A 17210-nucleotide genomic window follows, 5' to 3' on the forward strand; every position below is an offset into this window, starting at 1 on the left:
CTCCGCTTGTAGTGCTGCGCACTGTTGGAGCAGCTCATACGCTGTTACCCCGGTGAAGGCGGCACGAGTGCCATAGTTCAGGTACAGGCCATACAAGCCGCCGCCGACTGCCACAGACAGCAAAGCGCCAAGAACTCCCGCCTTCAAGTCCAGTGAAATCTCTCCTTGACCGCCAACAATCTATTAGCCCGATCCGTCGGTCCGGTTACGATTCATCCACAGCGCGCCGTATAGTGGACCACCCGCTCGATACAGCTCGATCTTAGGGTTGCCGAACCCGACTAACAAGCCAACGCATAACCGGACCGAGCGGCCGGCCAAAATAGGCGTCTCCGGTAGGCCGGGCGATGTCCGCTTTGGGTCGTTGGACGCCCACCGGCCAGAAGCGGACGCTCTCCCTATCATCTCGGCTCCAAATCCAAACCGAAATAACGCCTGCAAACCGAGTGCGGATTGCCAACTGGCTGGCTAAGCTTTAAAAGGCCAACTGCAGGGACCATCCCTGCCTAGTTCACGCTTCCGCCAGGAGAACCACACATGCTTCGGCAATTCTCAATCAGTGCTGCTTTGCTTCTTGGCGCTACCGCTTGTCAGCCGCAACAGAGCACTGAGCCGGCCGCGACCATCGGGGGAAGTGGCCCCGCTCACCCGATCTCCGAGTATCGCTGCGGCGAAATGAAACTTGCCGTGCAGCTGCTCGGGGAGAGCGCCTCGGTTTCCGTCGACGGCGGTGCCCCAGTCAACTTGACGCAGCAGGAATCTACAAACGAGCGGACCATTTTTTCCGATGGCCGGCAGACGCTGACTATCGAGGCCGGTCAGCTGGCGTGGGCGCCGCCGCAGAGCTCGCCCGTCGCGTGTTCCGGGGGTTAACTACAAACCTCTGGATTCAAGGAGCGACGGCCGACAACAAGTTGGAGTAGCTCGGCACTCCAACGTTCTGGCGGCAGCTAAAGGGAACAGCGCAATACCTCGCTCGCCCGTTAAGGTCTGCCGCATCTTTTTATAGCGGCCCATGCTGGTTAGTTCGCATGCTACCAATTGGATCGCGGGTGCAGATGTCCGCTTTTGCTCGCAAGCGGACATCCGGAAATTAAGCTGGCCCATATTGCACAGATTCTCACGTGATATTGGCAACACTGGATGATGGTCCGGATGTGTCATGCTCCGGTGCCACAACCACGATGAAGGCACGGCAATGGCCAAGAGCCTGGACAAGAAGAAGGAACAGAAGAAGAAGCCTTCCAGGACGATGAAGGAAAAGCGCGCGGAGAAGAACGAGAAGAAGGCCACGCGCGGCTTCATGCCCCGCTGATCGATCTGATTTCCCCGCTGCCCTGCCTGCGCGCAGGGCAAGGGCGGCCCGGACTCAGCGCCGGCCGCACCCGCATCCGCAACTGCCGCCGCCCGCCATCACGCCGGTTTCTTCGCCCGGCAGTTCGACGGCTTCACCGAGCGTTCGCAGCAACCGCAACACCTCCTCCGGCGACAGCACCGTCAGCACCCGCATCTTCCCGTTGCCCGGATCCAGTGCGACCTGGGCATCGGGTTCGCTCTGGCGCAGGGCGGCATTGATCGCCGACAGGCGCGAGAGCCCGGCGGAAGCGCCAAGTGGTGAAATCGGGTCGGTGAACATGGCGTTTTCTCGGGTGTTGGGGCGGACTGAACGGCGCACCCTCGCACGGTGTCCGGACCGCAGGGACTGTAGGCAACCATTCCGGCAGCGGTCTTGACCGCGGTCAAGCCGCCGCAATCGGGCCGATCGCCGCCGGCCTGACCCAGGTCAAGGCACCGCCGTGGCGCCCACCGCAGACTGCGGCCCATGCACATCGAGGTCGTTCCCCCGTCACCTGCCCGCCCCGCTGCCGCCTCGCCGCGCTGGCTGGCGCACGCGCCGCACCGGCTGATGTTCTTCATCGGCGCGGCCAACGTGCTGCTGGCGATGGGATGGTGGGCGCTGTGGCTGGTGTCGGCGCGCTGGGGCCTGTGGTCGATGCCGCAGCTGGCGGTGCCGCCGGGCTGGCTGCACGCATTCCTGATGCAGTACCTGGTGCTGCCCAGCTTCGTGTTCGGCTTCCTGCTGACCGTGTTCCCGCGCTGGATGGGCCTGCCGGACCTGGAACGCTGGCACTACCTGCCGGTCGGTGCGGGACTGATGGGCGGGCAGTTGGCGATCCTGCTCGCCGCAGCCGGTTGGGAAGCCGGGCTGACCGTGGGCCTGTGGATGGCGCTGGCCGGCTGGAGCGCGGGACTGGCGATCCTGGGGCGGCTGGTGGCCGACGAACAGGGCCGCACCTGGCATGCGCTTTCGTGCTTCGCCGCGCTGGTGCTGGGCTGGCTGGGCGTGGCGATGTTCCTGGCCTTCGTGCTCGGCGCGCCGGCGCAATGGGCCTTCGCCAGCATCAAGCTCGGCGGCTTCGGCCTGCTGCTTCCGGTGTACGCGACCGTGGCGCACCGGATGTTCCCGTTCTTCGCCGGCAACGCGGTGCCCGGATACCGGCCGTGGCGGCCGCTGGGCTGGCTGGCCGCGCTGTGGGCGCTGGCGCTGGCGCACCTGGGTCTGGAACTGGTGCACGGCTACGCCTGGCTGTGGCTGGCCGACGCGCCGCTGCTGGTACTGACCGGCTGGGCGGTGGTCCGCTGGTGGCCGCGCCGCAATCCGACCGGCACGAAGATGCCGGGGCTGCTGGCGGTGCTGTTCGTCGGCACGCTGTGGCTGCCGGTGACCTTCGCCCTGTACCTGGTGCAGAGCCTCACCTACCTGCTCGGCGGCGAGTTCATCCTCGGCCGCGCGCCGATGCACGCGCTGTTCGTCGGCTTCTTCGGCAGCCTGCTGGTGGCGATGGTGACGCGGGTGACCCAGGGCCATTCCGGGCGGCCGCTGCGGATGTACGGCATCGCCTGGTTCGCCTTCGTCGCGGTCCAGGTGGTGGCGACCGTGCGCATCCTCGCCGACGTGCTGCCCGATCCGGGGCTGTGGCAGGCGCTGGCCGCGGTCGGCTGGCTGCTGGCGCTGTCGCCGTGGGTGGCGCGGATCGGCCATATCTACCTGACTCCACGGCGCGACGGGCGCCCTGGCTGAGGCAGGCACGAAGACGCGCAGCGCATGATCACCTTCTATCCCGACATCAAGCTGGTCCACATCGCCGCGGCGCTGGCCAGCGGCGCGTTCTTCGCACTGCGCGCGCTGGCGCTGCTGGGCGGCATGCGCTGGCCGCGTGCCGCGCCGGTGCGCTACCTCAGCTACACCGTCGACACGGTGCTGCTGACCGCCGCGTTCATGCTGCTGACGATCCTGCCGAGCGGCCTGTTCGCCAACGGCTGGCTGTGGGTGAAGCTGCTGCTCGTGGTCGCGTACGTGGTGCTGGGCATCCTCGCGTTCCGCGCGCAGCGTCGCTGCGTCTGGCGCGCGGCGCTGGTGGCAGCCGCTGGCGCGTGCTTCCTGCAGGTGGTGGGCATCGCCCGCTTCCACCATCCGCTGGGCTGGTTGGTATTGCTGGGAGGATGAGCCATGGGTGGACTGCACGACATCGCGTTGCCGGAGGCGGCCTGCCCGCAGACCGGATGCCTGCTCGAATCGATGGACGCGGCCGGCATGGCACTGGACTGCGGCGCGGAGCTTCACGGCGACGCCGGCAACCCGGCGTGGGACGACGATACGGAGGGCCGTGCGCCATGACCGCGCTGCACCTGGACCTGCGCGACCGGCCGCCGCCGGAGCCGATGGAACGCATCCTCGAGGCGCTGCGGATGCTGCCGCAGGGCTGGCACCTGGTCGCGCTGACGCCGATGCGGCCGCTGCCGTTGCTGTCGATGCTCGACGCGGACGGGTTCGCCTGGCGCCTGCGCGACCTGGTCCAGGGTGGCGCCGCGCTCACCATCTGCCACGGCGACGAACGCCACCTGCTAGATACGCCGGACGACGGGTGAGCGGACTGGCGTTCGCGCAGGCGCCGCCGCCCTCGCATCCGCTGCGGTTACTGCTGGCGGCGACCGGCTGGGGCGTCGTCGCCGGGCTCTGGCTGGCCGTGCACGGCGAGGCGGCGATGCTCACGCGCTGGACACCGGCCACGCTGGTGCTGGTGCACATGCTGACGCTGGGCCTGCTCACCCCGGCCCTTTCTCCCGCTTGCGGGAGAAAGGGAGCATCGACTGCACCAGCGAAAGCTTTCCACCGGCTTCACGGACGATTCGCGCCCGATCCGTAGATTGGATCGTGTCCCGTCCAGGAGACCCGCCATGCCCAGGAAAGCGCCACCGCCGGCCGTGGCCAACCGCAGGAGCGACGAGGCCAAGGCCATCGGCCCGGACAAGCTGCGCAACGACAAGGCGCTGTGGAAGGACCACGACCAGCCGGACACGCGGCATCCGCAACGGCCGGATCCGGAGAAGGACTATCCGGATGCGGGGGTGGCGGTGCCGCGCAAGCGTTGACGGGGAGCCGATGGCGTGTGCGACGCCCAGGCCCGTTCCCGCTAACCGCCAAGCCCCCCAAAGTCACCGTCGTCCCGGTGGCCTTCCACAGACGCATGTCTGGTCAAGCCGGGACCCAGCGTCTTTCGCTCGCGGTCCGATAACGTCGAACAACAAGGTCACTGGGTCCCGGCGTTCGCCGGGACGACGGGAGGTTTCTGGGGCTGGTTCATTGGCGCCATGGGTGCGGCAGCCATCGCACTGGTTCAATAGCTGAAGTTGAGCTTCATCCACGCCGTGCGCCCGGGCTCGCCGATCCGCTCCGGTTCGGCCGGATAGCCGAAGGCGCTGTTGCCGCCCAGGTTCAGGTGCTCGCTGTAGGCACGGTCGAACAGGTTGTCGATGCCGGCAGTCAATTGCAGCCTGTCGCCGAAGCGGTAGCCGCCGTTGAGCGAGAACACCGCGAAGCCCGCGCTCGGCCCCAGGTCGCGGCCGACCACGTTGCCCTGCCCGGTGCTGACCCGGTGCTGCGAATCGACCAGGTGCAGCAGCGCGCCCCACGACCACGCCGCGCGCTCGCCGCTGGCCGACAGTCGTGCCTCCAGCGGCGGCATCTGCGGCAGCGGGCCCTCGTCGGTCTCGCCCCAGGCGTAGGCCAGCACGCCCGACAGTTTCAGTCCGTCGCGCGGCTTCCAGTCCACACCCATCTCGCCGCCGGCGATGTCCGCGTCGACGTTGCGCGCGCGGGTGGTGGTACCCATCATCCCACCGGCCAGGTAGTCGAACAGGATGTAGTCGTCGATGCGCCCGGCGTACACCGAGGCCCAGCCCTCGAGGTCGCCGCGGCGGAACTGCAGGCCCGCGTCCAGCTGGGTGGTGCGCTCGGGCCGCACGCCGGCGAAGGCGTTGGCCGCGCCAGCCGGGCCGCGGCTGGGCGAGAACAACTCCCAGTAGTCGGGCATGCGCTCGGCGTGGCCGAGGCCGGCATACCAGCCCAGCGCGCCGGCCATGTCGTGCTCGTAGCGGACGAAGCCGCCGGCCAGGGTCTCGGCGCGGCGCTGGCCAGCGGTGGGATTGGGCATCGGCATCATGCCGCCGGTATCGGTGCGCAGGTCGTCGACGCTGGCGCGGTCCACGCGCAGGCCGGACATCACGTGGTGCAGGTCACTCAGGTGCCAGTGCGACTCGGCGAACGCGCCGACGTTGCGGAAGCGCGCATCCTCGGTCCAGGGCATGTTGCGGTAGTTGCCACGGCCGCTGGCGCTGCGCTTGCGGTGCTCGCTCTGGCGTCCGTCGATGCCGGCGGTCAGTTCCAGGCGGTCCTGCTGCCAGGTGGCGGCCACGCGCCCACCCTGGCTGGTGTCGCCTACATTGCTGGCCATCGGCATCGGCATGCCGCCGGCCGGGTCGGGGTCGCGCAGCGTGTAGTTGTCCATCACGTGGTCGACCTGGTTGCGGTACAGGTTGCCGGTGACCGCATCGAGCACGCCGCCGATGTGCTTCTTCTCGAAACGCAGGCCCAGGCTGTCGCGGCGGAAGCGCGAGCCGTCCATGCCGCGCCCGGCATAGCGCGCTTCGGCGTCGCCGGCCCCGGCGCTGAGTTCGAGCACGGTGTCCGGGTCCGGCGTCCAGCCCAGCGCCGCGTCGGCGTTCCACTTGTCCCAGGCCGAGGGCACCGGTTCGCCGTTGCCGTCGCGGTAGTCGTCGGCCTCGGAACGGTTGGCCGCCAGCCGTACGTAGCCGCGCGGCGTGCCGGCGCTGGCGTCGAGCACCTGGTCGTTGCGGCCGTGGCTGCCGGCCAGCACGCTGCCCTGCGCACGCACGCCAGGGCGGTCGAAATACGGGATCTCGCGCTCGAAGCGCACCGTGCCGGCCGAGGCGCCGCCGCCCCACAGCACCGTCTGCGGGCCCTTGATGACGGTCAGCCGGTCGTAGGTCTCCGGGGCGATGTAGGACATGGCGTTGTCCATGCGCGAGGGGCAGGCGCCGCTGAGCGCGCCGTCGTTGGTCAGCAGCGCGATGCGCGAGCCGAACATGCCGCGCAGCACCGGGTCGCCGTTGGTGCCGCCACTGCGCACGGTGGAGAAGCCAGGGATGGTCTTGAGGTAGTCGGCGCCGTCGCTGGCCGGGACCGGCTGGCGCGGCAGCTTCGGGTCGGTGATGAAGGTGCTGGCGGCAATCGGCGCCACGCCCAGCACGACCACGCCGTCGAGCGTGGTGACCGCCGCGTCCGCCGCGGCATGCACGTGCTCGGGAGCCGCCACCGCAGGTGGCGGGGCGGCGAGGGCGCCGGCCAGGGCGCAGGCAAGCAGGGTCTTTCTCACGGCGCGTTCTCTTCTTTTCGTCGTTGGGTCGCCGTCATTGTGGGCAGGTGCGCGCGCGCGGGAATTGGACAAAACGTCCTTTCCGGGGGGCGCTTGACCCATGTCAAACCGATGCATGCAACCACCTCCGGCTTGATGCAGATCAATGTGCGCGGGCCGCGCGGACCGCACCCTTGGCGCCGTAGACCAACGACCCCAAGAGAGAGCGTCATGAAGACCCATCACCACCCCCTGTTCGCCTGCGCCCTGGCCGGCGCGATCGCCGCGGCGTTCGCCGGCCAGGCCGTCGCCGCCAAGGCCACGGCCGCCGCGCCGCTGGAGAAGATCCAGGCGGTCCTGACCGCGCCGCCGCACGTGCCGGCCCCGATCACGCGCAAGACTCCGGCGCACGTCGTCGTCGACCTGGAGATGGTCGAGAAGGACATGCGCCTGGCCGACGGCGTCACCTACAACTTCTGGACCTTCGGCGGCACGGTGCCGGGCAGCTTCATCCGCGTGCGCGAGGGCGACACGGTGGAGTTCAAGCTCAAGAACCACCACAGCTCGCACATGGCCCACAACATCGACCTGCACGCCGTGACCGGCCAGGGCGGCGGCGCCGAGGCCACCTTCACCCTGCCCGGCCGCGAGACCCAGTTCACCTTCAAGGCGCTCAACCCGGGCCTCTACGTCTACCACTGCGCCATGGCCCCGGTGGCCATGCACGTGGCCAACGGCATGTACGGCCTGATCCTGGTCGAGCCCGCCGAGGGCATGGAGAAGGTGGACAAGGAGTTCTACGTCATGCAGGGCGACTTCTACACCGAGGGCGAGCACGGCGAACCCGGCCTGCAACCCTTCAGCCTGGAAAAGGGCATCGACGAGAAGCCGACCTACGTGGTGTTCAACGGCTCGGTCGGCGCGCTGACCGGCGACAACGCGCTGGAAGCCAAGGCCGGCGAGAAGATCCGCATGTACGTCGGCAACGGCGGCCCGAACCTGGTGTCCAGCTTCCACGTCATCGGCGAGATCTTCGACAAGGTCTACGTCGAGGGCGGCACCAAGTACCAGGAGAACGTGCAGACCACGCTGGTGCCGGCCGGTGGCTCGGCCGTAGTGGAGTTCAAGGCCGACGTGCCGGGCAACTTCGTGCTGGTCGACCACAGCATCTTCCGCGCCTTCCACAAGGGCGCGCTGGGCATCCTCAAGGTCGACGGCGAGGAGAACCACGGCATCTACACCGGCCAGCAGCACGACGTCGAGTACCCGGAAGGCGTGCCGCAGGGCAGCCAGTACAAGTAGGCAGCAAGTCAGCAGCACGACCCCGCACATGGAACGGAACCTTCCCCCGCTGTCGCTCCCGGCGATCGCCCTGCTCCTGGCCCTGGCACCGGCGCTGGCCGGCGCCGGCGGCCACGAGGACGGCCAGGAAAACGGCGCGGCCGCCTGGCAGGCGGTCCCCGGCGGGGAGTTCCGTTCCGCGGTGCGTTTCGAGGAGGCCGCTGGCACCGTGCCGGTGGCCTCCTACGCATTGATGGCCCGGCCGGTGAGCAACGCGCAGTTCGCCGCGTTCCTGCAGCGCCAGCCGCAGTGGCGGCGCGACCGGGTGCCGGCGGTGTTCGCCAGCCCGGGCTACATCGGCCACTGGGCGGCGGCCGATGCGCCGGGCGCGGGCCTGGATCCGGATGCGCCGGTGGTGCATGTGAACTGGTACGCCGCCGACGCCTATTGCCGCGAGCAGCAGGCGCGCCTGCCGAGCTTCATCGAATGGGAATACGCGGCCGCCGCCGACGCCACCCGCCGCGACGCGCGGCACGACCGGCAATGGCGCATGCGCCAGGTCGACGACGGCACTCCGCGCGCGCCCGACGCGCGTCCCGACGCCGTCGCGAACGTCCATGGCATCCACGGCCTGCACGGCGCCCACTGGGAATGGATCGAGGACTTCTCCTCGCTGCTGGGCGACGGCGACCGCCGCGGCCAGGACGACGGCCAGGCCCTGCGCTACTGCGGCGCCACCGCGCTGGCCTTCAACGATCCCGCCGACTACGGCGTGGTCAAGCGCTTCGTCCTGCTGTCGGCGCTGCAGCCCGGGGCCACCCTGGGCAACCTCGGTTTCCGCTGCGCAAGGAGCCAGCCATGAATATCTCCCTCACTCCCCTGCTGCTCGCCTTGGGCCTGGGCCTGTGTCTCTCGGGCACTGCCATCGGTGACGCGCAAGCGGCCGGCGTGCCCGCCGCCCCGGCGCAGGTACTGCCCGGTGAGTCGCTGTACCACCTGCGCGCCGGCCTCACCGACCAGCACGGCCAGGCCCTGCAGTGGGCCGCGCTGCGCGGCCGGCCGCAGCTGGTGTCGATGTTCTACGTCAACTGCCACCTGATGTGCCCGCTGATCCTCGAGAACGCCAAGGCACTGCAGAAGCAGCTGCCGGCGGCCGAGCGCGAACGCCTGGGCGTGGCCATCCTCACCCTGGACCCGGCCCGCGACACGCCCGAGTCCCTGGCCGCGGTGGCGCAGCGCCACCGCGTGCCGGCCGACTGGCGCTTCCTGCGCCCGGCGCCGGACGACGTCCGCGCCCTGGCCAGCGTGCTGGACGTGCGCTACCGCTTCCGCGAGGACGGCAGCGTCAACCACACCAGCATGCTGGTGCTGCTCGACCCCGACGGGCGCGTGCTGGCCCGTTCCGAGGTGGTCGGCGCCGCACCCGATCCGGCCTTCCTGCAACAGGTCCGCACGGCGCTGGCCGCGGACTGACTCCCATCCACCCCGATCCACGCACGCAACACCCAAGGAGCATTCCATGAAACTCGCCCCCACCCTGCTCGCCATCGCCCTGTTCGGCGCCGCCGGCATGGCCCACGCCGCCGCCAACTGCACCGTTTCGCTCAAGGGCGACGACGCGATGAAGTTCGACCTGAAGGAAGCCACGGTCTCGGCCAGCTGCACCACCATCACCATCGAGCTGGTCCACACCGGCAAGCTGCCGGCCGCCGCGATGGGCCACAACGTGGTCGTGACCACCACGCCCGACCTGGCCGGCGTCGCCCGCGACGCGATCAAGGCCGGCGCGGCCAACGCCTACGTGCCCAAGGATGACGCCCGGGTGATCGCGGCTACCCCGTTGATCGGTGGCGGCGAGAAGACCAAGGTCACCGTCCCCGGCAAGAAGCTCACCGCCGGCGGCGACTACAGCTTCTTCTGCAGCTTTCCCGGCCACTCGACCCTGATGAAGGGCAAGCTGGTCGTGACCAAGTAACGCGGTGCACCGGGCGCCGGCGCGGATCGCGCCGGCGCCGCTAACATTTCCCGCCGACCTTCGTAGTCGGCCGGATCCGCCAAGGAGAACCCATGGAATTCCACATCCGCATCGCCGGCCCGCGGGTCGAGGTCGAGGCGATCAAACGCCGGCTGCTGGACCTGGATCCGGCCGGCCTGGTCGACCTGGATGCCGACTCGGGCGTGTTGCGCGTATCCACCCTGGCGCAACCGGCGGAACTGGCCGGGGTGCTGGCCGCCGTCGGCCATCCGGTCGCGCAGCGCGACATCGAGCTGCAGCCCTCGGTCTGCTGCGGCGGTTGCAGCGGCTGATCCCCGTACCCTCGTCCCGGCGTACTTCTCACAGACGAATGTCTGGTCACCCCGGACCCAGTGCCTTTGTCGCCACGCCGATCTGCGCGGCAAAGCGTCAAGTCGCTGGGTCCCGGCTTTCGCCGGGACGACGGGCAGGTTGAGTAATTCACTGCCAGGTGCGGCTATACGCACGCAGTTGACGCCGATCCGGCCTAGTCCCACTCCATCCGGAACCAGGCCTGCAGCGATTCACCGGGCTCCAGCACGCGCGGGGCCAGGTTGAACGCATCGGCCGGGCCGGTCTGCGGCTCGATGCAGGTCGAGTGCGCGGTCTCGTCGTAGACCACCCAGTGGTCGCAGTCCGAGGACAGGCGCAGGCGCTGGCCGGCGCGGTGCACGACCACGTCCCGGGTGTTGACGAAGCAGTCGTCCCATGGCCCCGGTGTCGGCGCCACGGTCGGCAGGCAGGCGATCCCGTCGGCATCGCGCGGGTAGATCGCCGAAGGATGGAACTCGATGCGCTCGGGCTTGCGGAACCACGGATGCCAGCCCAGCACCACCGGCATCGCCCGCTCCCCGGCCCGCACCGACAGGGTCATCGCCAGGTGCTGCGGTCCGGCCTCGATCCACTGCAGCGCGCTGCCGCCGAACGGCCAGCGCCGGTCCTGCGGGAGCCGCAGCGCCAGCTCGATGCTGCGCGCGTTGCGCGCCTCCACCTGCCACGGCAGCCACATCGACACGCCGTGGATGGCATGGCCCTCGAGGTTGGCCGGCAGCTGCCACTCGCGGCCTTCGAACGCGAAGCGTCCGCGGCGGATGCGCCCGGCCCACGGCAGCATCGGATAGCTGCCCCAGGCGATGGCGGCCGGGAAACCATCGTCGGGACCGACCAGCTGGTCGACGCCGCGGTAGCGGATCTGGGCGATGCGGCCGCCGGCGTGTGGCGCCAGGTCGACCTCGAGCTCGCCGTCGCCGATGCGCAGCAGCGGCCCGGGCGCCAACGGCGCCTGCGGGTCGCCCGCCGCGACTCCGGCGCCGGAGTCAGACGCCATACGGATCGATCGGAACGATGCGACCCTGCGCGTCGTGGTGCAGCTCGGCGACCTTGATCGAACGCAGGTGGGTGACCCCGCCCGACAGCAGGGAGTCGTGATAGAACAGGTACCAGCGGCCCTCGAAATCGCAGATCGAGTGGTGCGTGGTCCAGCCGACCACCGGCCGCAGCACCTGGCCCTGGTAGGTGAACGGGCCGTACGGGTTGTCGCCGACCGCGTAGCACAGCAGGTGGGTGTTGCCGGTCGAGTACGACAGGTAATAGCGGCCCTCGTACTTGTGCAGCCACGGCCCCTCGAAATAGCGCCGGTTGTGGTCGCGCGCGCGCAACGGCTGGCCGTGCTCGTCCAGGATCTGCAACTCGCGGGTGGGCTCGTCCAGTTCCAGCATGTCCGCCCGCAGCCGCGCGATGCGCGGCCCCAGCGCCGGTTCGTCGTCGGCCGGCTCCTCGTGCGCGGCGGCGTAGGCGTTGTCGCGGTACTTCTGCAGCTGGCCGCCCCAGATGCCGCCGAACAGCAGGTACTGCTCGCCGTCGTCGTCGGCAAACACCGACGGGTCGATCGAATAGGTGCCGGCGATCGGCTGCGGCTGCGCCTTGAACGGCCCGGCCGGATGCTCGCCCACCGCCACGCCGATCCGGAACAGGCCGTCGGCGGCCTTGGCCGGGAAGTACAGGTAATAGTGGCCGTTGCGGTGGGCCGCGTCCGGCGCCCACATCTGCCGCTCGGCCCACGGCACGTCGTCCACGTGCAGCGCCACGCCGCGGTCGCTGGCCTCGCCCTGCGGCGAGTCCATCGACAGGACGTGGTAGTCCTCCATGCAGAAGTGGTCGCCGTTGTCGTTGAACGCGACGCCGCCCTCGATGTCGTGCGAGCAGTAGACGTAGAGCTTGCCGTCGAACACGTGCGCCGACGGGTCGGCGGTGTAGATGTGGGTGACCAGCGGCTGGGAGATGGCGCGCTCGGCAAGGTCCCGCAGGTCCTCGCTCAGCGTCTTCTCGTCGGTAGGGGGGTGGGCTGCCATTGCCGTCTCGGCTCCTCTTGGGTTCACGACGCCGCCCCGGCCAGGGCCCGGCGCTCGCCCAGCTCGCGCTCGATCCGCGATTCCATGGGCTTGTTGATCTCGTAGAAGAACAGCAGCGCGGCGGCGCCCAGGAACGGCAGCGAGGTGTACAGGCTGACCGCCAGGCGGATGCCGTCCACGGCCTGCTGCGGCTGGGTCGCGCCGCCCGGCACGTAGGCGTAGTAGGCCAGGATCCCGGCCACCATGGCCCCGCCGACGCTCAGGCCGACCTTCAGGCCGCACAGGATGGCCGAGAAGATGATCGCGGTGGCGCGGCGATGGTTCTTCCATTCGGAGTAGTCGGCCACATCGGCGACCATCGCCCACAGCAGCGGGACGGTGATGCCGTAGAAGAAGCCGTGCAGGATCTGCGACCCGAACACCAGGCCGATGGCGTCCGGCGGAAACACGTAGAAGGCCAGCAGGAACAGCGTCGCCAGGACCAGCGCCACACCGTACACGTCGCGCTTGCCGAAACGGTCGGCCAGCTTCTTGGAAAAGCCGATGCCGATGATCATGAAGATGATGCCGCCAGCGCTGAACAGACTGAAGGCCGAGGTCGGGGCATCCTCCGGCCAGTGGAACTCGGTCAACCCCACGCCGGTGAGCGCCGAATTGAGGCCGCCGATGAAGGAATTGAAGCCGACGTTCTGCAGGAACGCGGCCAGTGCCGCCTCGTCCAGGTAGTACTTGAAGTAGTAGACGTACATGCCGCCCTTCAGCGCCAGGGCGATGAACACCAGGATGGTCACCAGCAGCACCACCAGCCACGGGCGGTTGCGGGCCAGGTCGGCCAGGTCCTGCGCGATGCTGGACTTCTGCTCCTGCGCCGGAACGATGCGCTCGCGCGTGGTGAAGAAAGTGACCAGCAGGAACACCGTGCCGACCGCCGCGAACAGCAGCATCGTGTTGTGGAAGCCCTGCACCTTGTCGCCGCCGCCGAGGATCAGCACCAGCGGCAGCAGCAGCACCTGGATGATGAACTGCGCGATCATCACCGCCACGAAGCGGTAGGACGACATGCTGTTGCGATCGGCCATGTTGCCGGTCAGCACGCCGCTGAGCGCCGCATACGGCAGGTTGTTGGCGGCGTAGACCAGCACCAGCAGCGTGTAGGTCGCGGCCGCGTAGAAGACCTTGCCCTGCGGGCCCAGGTCCGGGGTGCTGAAGGCCAGCAGCGTGAGCACGCCGAACGGGACGGCGGTCCACAGGATCCACGGCCGGAACTTGCCCCAACGGGTATTGGTGCGGTCGGCCAGCACCGCCACCAGCGGGGTGAACACGAATGCGCCAACCAGGCCGACCACGAAGATGATCGTGGCCGCAGTGCCGGCAGGAATGCCGAACACGTCGGTATAGAAGAACGCCAGGAAGGTGACCAGCGTCTGGAAGATCAGGTTGGCGGCCAGGTCGCCAAGGCTGTAGCCGACCTTTTCGGTGACGCTGAGTTTTTCCTGGTATGTGCTCATGGCCCCTCGGACATCGGGTTGTGCGGAGGCGGGCCCACGTGCGGCGGGCCCGTCCCCAAGGAAGCGGCCCGGCCGGCGCATGACGCCGGGACGGGCCGCTGCTTAACGCTTTGCTATCACCCGGCTCCCGGGATCAGAAGCTGCCGCGGATGCCGATCATGTACGTGATGCCCGGATCGTACATATCGTTGACCGCGTTCGGGAAGGCGAAGTAGGAACGCCGCTCCTCGTTGGTGATGTTGATGACGTTGAAGGTCAGCTGCGGCGTACCGGCCACCGCGCGCAGGGTGTACGAGGCCGACAGGTCCAGCTGGCCGCGGTCGTCGCCGTAGATCTGCGCGAACGGGATGCCCTGCTGGTTCGGACCGGTGCCGACAGCGCCCTGGGCCCAGTTGTAGGACAAGCGCACCGAGGCGTAGTCGTTCTCCCAGTAGGTGGTGGCGTTCCACATCTTCGGCGAGACGCCGTAGACGTTGCCGGCCAGGGCCGACCTGTCCTTGCCCAGCGTCTTGATGGCGATGTCGGTGTAGTTGGCCATGAAGCCCAGACCGTTGAACAGGAAGTCCAGCGGCTGCACCCAGATCGCTTCCCAGCCGCGGACCTCGAGCTCGGCGTCGGCGTTGACCTGCTGGTTCACGTTCACCGTGGCCACGTTCGGGCCGCCGCGGTTGTTGATCGCGGTCTGCTGGGTGTCGGTCAGGTCCTCGAACGGGATGCCCAGGCTCAGGAACGGACGGGTGGTGACACCCTGGAAGGTGTAGCCCTCCACGCGCTTGTTGAAGAACGTCAGGCCGACGAAGCCCTCGTCGCCGGTGTACCACTCGCCGCCCAGATCGAAGTTGGTCGAGATGTACGGGGTGAGGTCCGGGTTGCCCTGGTTGGCCACCTGCGCCGACTGGTCGGTGAAGGTGGTGGCCGGCAGCATCGAGCTGGGGTTCGGGCGGGTCATGGTCCGCGAACCGGACAGACGCAGCACGACGGAGTCGGCCACGTCCCAGGCCAGGTTGAACGACGGCAGCCACTCGCTGTAGTTGCCGCTCAGGGTCTGCCACTGGCGCACGCCGCCGATGGTGACCGGGCCGCTGATGTTCTGGTCGGTGTCGACCCAGCGCATGCCGGCGTTGAAGCGCAGGTTGCGGTTCCAGATCTCGGACTCGCCGTTGACCTCAACGTAGGCGGCGATCGTTTCCTCCTGGAAGCCGCCGGTCGCGCCGCCGGTGTTCGGGCCACCGGACTCCGGCGCGTTGTCGCGCAGGCGGGCATAGTCGGTATCACGCTTGAAGCGATCGGAGTCGACGACGATGAAGCCGTGCGGGCCCGGACGCAGGTAGCCGGCCAGCGCCGAGTTCGGCACCGCCGCCAGCGGGCCGCCCACGCAGCCCGGGCGCGGATCGGGCACGCTGCCGTCCGGATTCAGGCCGCGGCAGACCACGTCTTCCCAGGCGCCGCTGTTGTCGAAGCCCTGGATGCGGCGCTGGTTCTCGTCCCAAGCCACGCCGAACTTGACGTTGCTGCGGTCGTCGCCGAACTGCAGGTCGGCCAGGAAGCTGTTGGTCGTGGTTACGCGCTTCTCGTTCTGGATGTTGACGCGACCGCCGCCGGCCCAGGTCCAGCCCAGGTTCGGGTCGTTGAGGTCGAGGCTGGTGTTCCAGCTCGGGATGTTGCCGTTGTTGGTGTACTCCAGCGTGGTGAACGGCGAGTTGACCAGGATGGTCGGCGACTCGCGGAACATCCAGCTGCGGCTGGTGTTGGCGCGCAGGTCCAGCTTGATGTCGGCGTCGTCGCCGAACCAGAAGGTAGCGCCCGGCGACACGTGCCAGTACTGCACGTCCTCGAAGTACGGACGGTGCTCGAGGAAGAACTGGGCGTTGGTGAAGGTGGCGCTGGTGACGACGTTGTTGGCGTCCAGCTGCATGTTGATCGGGATCATGCCGCCATTGCGGCCGATCAGGTTCATGTCGATGCGGTCGTTGCTGCGGTGCGCCTTGGTGTACAGCGTATCCAGGTAGAAGTTCACGCTGTCGTTGGGCCGCCACTCGAACGAGCCGAGGAAGGCGTCGCGGTTGCGATCGCCGGACATGTGCACCGGACGACCCAGGCGCGGCATCAGCGCCTCGCCGATCTGCGCGGTGGTCAGGCCCGGGTTGTTGGCCAGCAGCCAGGCCGCGTCGATCGGGGTGCCCGGGGTCAGGCCCGCGCCGATCGTGGACGGGTTGTTGGGCACGTTGTCCGGGATGCGCCAGCCGTTGCCGCCGGTCATGTTGCAGGGCGTGCCCATGGCGGGGAAGCCGCCGGCGGGGCCGCCATTGCCGCACTGCGCGTTGGTCAGGTTGGGGTTGGTCCAGCCAATGGTCTCGTAGCCGACCACGCCGATGCTGCCTCGCACCGAGCTCAGGCCGACCAGCGCGCCGAGGGTGCCCTCGTCGTTGGTCCAGCTGCCGATGAGCGAACCGGTCGGATTGACCTCGCGCGCGTTGTCGTTGTACGAGCCCTGCAGCGAGTAGGTCAGGTGCGTGCCGGGATTGTCGAACGGCCGCGAGTTCTGCATGTTGACCACGCCGGCGGCGCCGCCTTCCGGCAGGCTGGCCTGAGGCGACTTGTAGACCGTCAGCTTGTTGAAGAACTCGGTCGGGAAGATGTTCAGGTCGACCTGGCGGTTCTGGTTGGTCGCGTCCAGGCCGATCGACGCGGTGGCGACCTGGCCGCCGTTGATCAGGGTCTTGGTGAAGCTGCTGGGCAGGCCGCGGATGGCCACGTTCAGGCCTTCGCCGTTGACGTCACGCGCCAGCTGGATGCCGGGGATGCGCGCCAGCGACTCGGCGATGTTCATGTCCGGGAACTTGCCGATGTCCTCGGCGAAGATCGAGTCGGTGAAGCCGGTCGCATCGCGCTTGGCTTCGGTCGAATACTGCAGGCTGCGGCGGAAACCGCGGACCACCACGCTGTCCAGCTCGGTGACCTGTTCGGCAGGCGCCGCCTGCGCCTGGTCCTGCGTCTGCGGCGCCGGCTGTTCCTGGGCAGTGGCCGAGGCGGCCATGCCGAGGATCGCCACGCCCAATGCGCGCGAAAGCGTGGTTCTTGCGAGATGCTTGTGCACCGTACTCCCCTCCCGTTTCTGGTGATGAACCGCCTGCCGACATGGCCGACGGTGGTTGTCGTCGCGGATGCAGGTTTGGCTGGACGCGTCCTAAACCATCCCCTGCGGACGATGGCGCGGATGGTAGCGCTACCATTTCTGAACGTGCACGCTGCATAGCAGCATGACCTTTTTGCGGGGGTGTGCCGGGTCCGCCGATGATGCGTCGCATCATGGTTTTCAGCGGATTTTCCCCGGATCCGG

Annotated in this window: 18 protein-coding genes; 12 read left to right on the forward strand and 6 right to left on the reverse strand. The window is 68.6% G+C overall.

What is annotated here, in order from left to right; translation table 11 throughout:
* Positions 1 to 1162: 1162 nt before the first annotated feature.
* Entirely contained in the window at positions 1163 to 1315 is a 153-nt protein-coding gene (locus WQ53_RS17115; RefSeq protein WP_162488662.1) for a hypothetical protein, read from the forward strand.
* A 54-nt stretch (positions 1316 to 1369) separates the two neighbouring features.
* Here the strand turns inward: WQ53_RS17115 and WQ53_RS05780 are convergent, their stop codons facing one another.
* Positions 1370 to 1636, reverse strand: coding sequence for a hypothetical protein (locus WQ53_RS05780; RefSeq protein WP_052631190.1), 267 nt, complete (start codon positions 1634 to 1636; stop codon positions 1370 to 1372).
* A 186-nt stretch (positions 1637 to 1822) separates the two neighbouring features.
* On the opposite strand from WQ53_RS05780, the gene WQ53_RS05785 reads away from it, so the two are divergent.
* From WQ53_RS05785 to WQ53_RS16635, 6 genes are read left to right on the forward strand one after another with little or no spacing between them, the layout of a single operon-like run.
* A complete protein-coding gene (locus WQ53_RS05785; protein WP_052631191.1) occupies positions 1823 to 3082 on the forward strand; it encodes an NnrS family protein in 1260 nt (419 codons plus the stop codon).
* Between the two features lie 24 nt (positions 3083 to 3106).
* The gene (locus WQ53_RS05790) at positions 3107 to 3508 is read left to right on the forward strand and encodes a SirB2 family protein (RefSeq protein WP_052631192.1); all 402 of its coding nucleotides are present in this window, start codon (positions 3107 to 3109) and stop codon (positions 3506 to 3508) included.
* Positions 3509 to 3511: 3 nt separating this feature from the next.
* Positions 3512 to 3679, forward strand: a complete 168-nt coding sequence (locus tag WQ53_RS16980; protein WP_158497812.1) for a hypothetical protein — start codon at positions 3512 to 3514, stop codon at positions 3677 to 3679.
* A complete protein-coding gene (locus tag WQ53_RS16985; RefSeq protein ID WP_052631193.1) occupies positions 3676 to 3930 on the forward strand; it encodes a DUF2249 domain-containing protein in 255 nt (84 codons plus the stop codon). Before WQ53_RS16980 ends, WQ53_RS16985 begins: the two co-directional genes overlap by 4 nt.
* Positions 3927 to 4208, forward strand: coding sequence for a hypothetical protein (locus WQ53_RS16630; protein ID WP_144409235.1), 282 nt, complete (start codon positions 3927 to 3929; stop codon positions 4206 to 4208). The genes WQ53_RS16985 and WQ53_RS16630 overlap by 4 nt, the downstream gene beginning before the upstream one ends.
* A gap of 31 nt (positions 4209 to 4239) precedes the next feature.
* Complete coding sequence (locus tag WQ53_RS16635; protein ID WP_144409236.1) at positions 4240 to 4434, forward strand: hypothetical protein; 195 nt, start codon at positions 4240 to 4242, stop codon at positions 4432 to 4434.
* Between the two features lie 245 nt (positions 4435 to 4679).
* Here WQ53_RS16635 and WQ53_RS05800 read toward each other — a convergent pair whose 3' ends face one another.
* A complete protein-coding gene (locus tag WQ53_RS05800; protein ID WP_052631194.1) occupies positions 4680 to 6737 on the reverse strand; it encodes a TonB-dependent copper receptor in 2058 nt (685 codons plus the stop codon).
* 210 nt (positions 6738 to 6947) lie between these two features.
* Here WQ53_RS05800 and nirK point away from each other — a divergent pair, with 210 nt between their 5' ends.
* The 5 genes from nirK (at position 6948) to WQ53_RS05825 (ending at position 10304) form a co-directional block, all read left to right on the forward strand.
* Positions 6948 to 8018, forward strand: a complete 1071-nt coding sequence (nirK, locus tag WQ53_RS05805; protein ID WP_052631195.1) for a copper-containing nitrite reductase — start codon at positions 6948 to 6950, stop codon at positions 8016 to 8018.
* A 28-nt stretch (positions 8019 to 8046) separates the two neighbouring features.
* Positions 8047 to 8859 (forward strand): formylglycine-generating enzyme family protein, encoded by an 813-nt coding sequence (locus WQ53_RS05810; protein WP_052631196.1) that lies wholly within the window; start codon positions 8047 to 8049, stop codon positions 8857 to 8859.
* Positions 8856 to 9470, forward strand: a complete 615-nt coding sequence (locus WQ53_RS05815; protein ID WP_052631197.1) for an SCO family protein — start codon at positions 8856 to 8858, stop codon at positions 9468 to 9470. Before WQ53_RS05810 ends, WQ53_RS05815 begins: the two co-directional genes overlap by 4 nt.
* A 46-nt stretch (positions 9471 to 9516) precedes the next feature.
* The gene (gene azu, locus WQ53_RS05820) at positions 9517 to 9972 is read left to right on the forward strand and encodes an azurin (protein ID WP_052631198.1); all 456 of its coding nucleotides are present in this window, start codon (positions 9517 to 9519) and stop codon (positions 9970 to 9972) included.
* A gap of 92 nt (positions 9973 to 10064) precedes the next feature.
* Positions 10065 to 10304, forward strand: coding sequence for a hypothetical protein (locus WQ53_RS05825; RefSeq protein WP_052631199.1), 240 nt, complete (start codon positions 10065 to 10067; stop codon positions 10302 to 10304).
* A gap of 194 nt (positions 10305 to 10498) precedes the next feature.
* On the opposite strand, the gene WQ53_RS05830 is transcribed toward WQ53_RS05825, so the two are convergent.
* From WQ53_RS05830 to WQ53_RS05845, 4 genes are all read right to left on the reverse strand, one after another.
* Entirely contained in the window at positions 10499 to 11338 is an 840-nt protein-coding gene (locus WQ53_RS05830; protein WP_052631200.1) for an aldose 1-epimerase, read from the reverse strand.
* Positions 11328 to 12362, reverse strand: coding sequence for a glycoside hydrolase family 43 protein (locus WQ53_RS05835; protein WP_052631201.1), 1035 nt, complete (start codon positions 12360 to 12362; stop codon positions 11328 to 11330). The genes WQ53_RS05830 and WQ53_RS05835 overlap by 11 nt, the downstream gene beginning before the upstream one ends.
* A 23-nt stretch (positions 12363 to 12385) precedes the next feature.
* Positions 12386 to 13870 (reverse strand): MFS transporter, encoded by a 1485-nt coding sequence (locus WQ53_RS05840; RefSeq protein WP_052631202.1) that lies wholly within the window; start codon positions 13868 to 13870, stop codon positions 12386 to 12388.
* Positions 13871 to 14003: 133 nt separating this feature from the next.
* Positions 14004 to 16967: a TonB-dependent receptor gene (locus tag WQ53_RS05845; protein WP_428992272.1), complete on the reverse strand. Its 2964-nt coding sequence runs from the start codon at positions 16965 to 16967 to the stop codon at positions 14004 to 14006.
* Positions 16968 to 17210 lie beyond the last annotated feature (243 nt).

This window comes from Pseudoxanthomonas suwonensis (genome assembly GCF_000972865.1).
Taxonomy (GTDB): domain Bacteria; phylum Pseudomonadota; class Gammaproteobacteria; order Xanthomonadales; family Xanthomonadaceae; genus Pseudoxanthomonas; species Pseudoxanthomonas suwonensis_B.

What these genes read in the sequence shown, in the direction of transcription:
- WQ53_RS17115 (WP_162488662.1), top strand. Translation starts at nt 1,163, where the DNA reads ATGCTCCGGTGCCACAACCACGATGAAGGCACGGCAATGGCCAAGAGC.
- WQ53_RS05780 (WP_052631190.1), bottom strand. Translation starts at nt 1,636, where the DNA reads ATGTTCACCGACCCGATTTCACCACTTGGCGCTTCCGCCGGGCTCTCG.
- WQ53_RS05785 (WP_052631191.1), top strand. Translation starts at nt 1,823, where the DNA reads ATGCACATCGAGGTCGTTCCCCCGTCACCTGCCCGCCCCGCTGCCGCC.
- WQ53_RS05790 (WP_052631192.1), top strand. Translation starts at nt 3,107, where the DNA reads ATGATCACCTTCTATCCCGACATCAAGCTGGTCCACATCGCCGCGGCG.
- WQ53_RS16980 (WP_158497812.1), top strand. Translation starts at nt 3,512, where the DNA reads ATGGGTGGACTGCACGACATCGCGTTGCCGGAGGCGGCCTGCCCGCAG.
- WQ53_RS16985 (WP_052631193.1), top strand. Translation starts at nt 3,676, where the DNA reads ATGACCGCGCTGCACCTGGACCTGCGCGACCGGCCGCCGCCGGAGCCG.
- WQ53_RS16635 (WP_144409236.1), top strand. Translation starts at nt 4,240, where the DNA reads ATGCCCAGGAAAGCGCCACCGCCGGCCGTGGCCAACCGCAGGAGCGAC.
- nirK (WP_052631195.1), top strand. Translation starts at nt 6,948, where the DNA reads ATGAAGACCCATCACCACCCCCTGTTCGCCTGCGCCCTGGCCGGCGCG.
- WQ53_RS05810 (WP_052631196.1), top strand. Translation starts at nt 8,047, where the DNA reads ATGGAACGGAACCTTCCCCCGCTGTCGCTCCCGGCGATCGCCCTGCTC.
- WQ53_RS05815 (WP_052631197.1), top strand. Translation starts at nt 8,856, where the DNA reads ATGAATATCTCCCTCACTCCCCTGCTGCTCGCCTTGGGCCTGGGCCTG.
- azu (WP_052631198.1), top strand. Translation starts at nt 9,517, where the DNA reads ATGAAACTCGCCCCCACCCTGCTCGCCATCGCCCTGTTCGGCGCCGCC.
- WQ53_RS05825 (WP_052631199.1), top strand. Translation starts at nt 10,065, where the DNA reads ATGGAATTCCACATCCGCATCGCCGGCCCGCGGGTCGAGGTCGAGGCG.
- WQ53_RS05830 (WP_052631200.1), bottom strand. Translation starts at nt 11,338, where the DNA reads ATGGCGTCTGACTCCGGCGCCGGAGTCGCGGCGGGCGACCCGCAGGCG.
- WQ53_RS05835 (WP_052631201.1), bottom strand. Translation starts at nt 12,362, where the DNA reads ATGGCAGCCCACCCCCCTACCGACGAGAAGACGCTGAGCGAGGACCTG.
- WQ53_RS05840 (WP_052631202.1), bottom strand. Translation starts at nt 13,870, where the DNA reads ATGAGCACATACCAGGAAAAACTCAGCGTCACCGAAAAGGTCGGCTAC.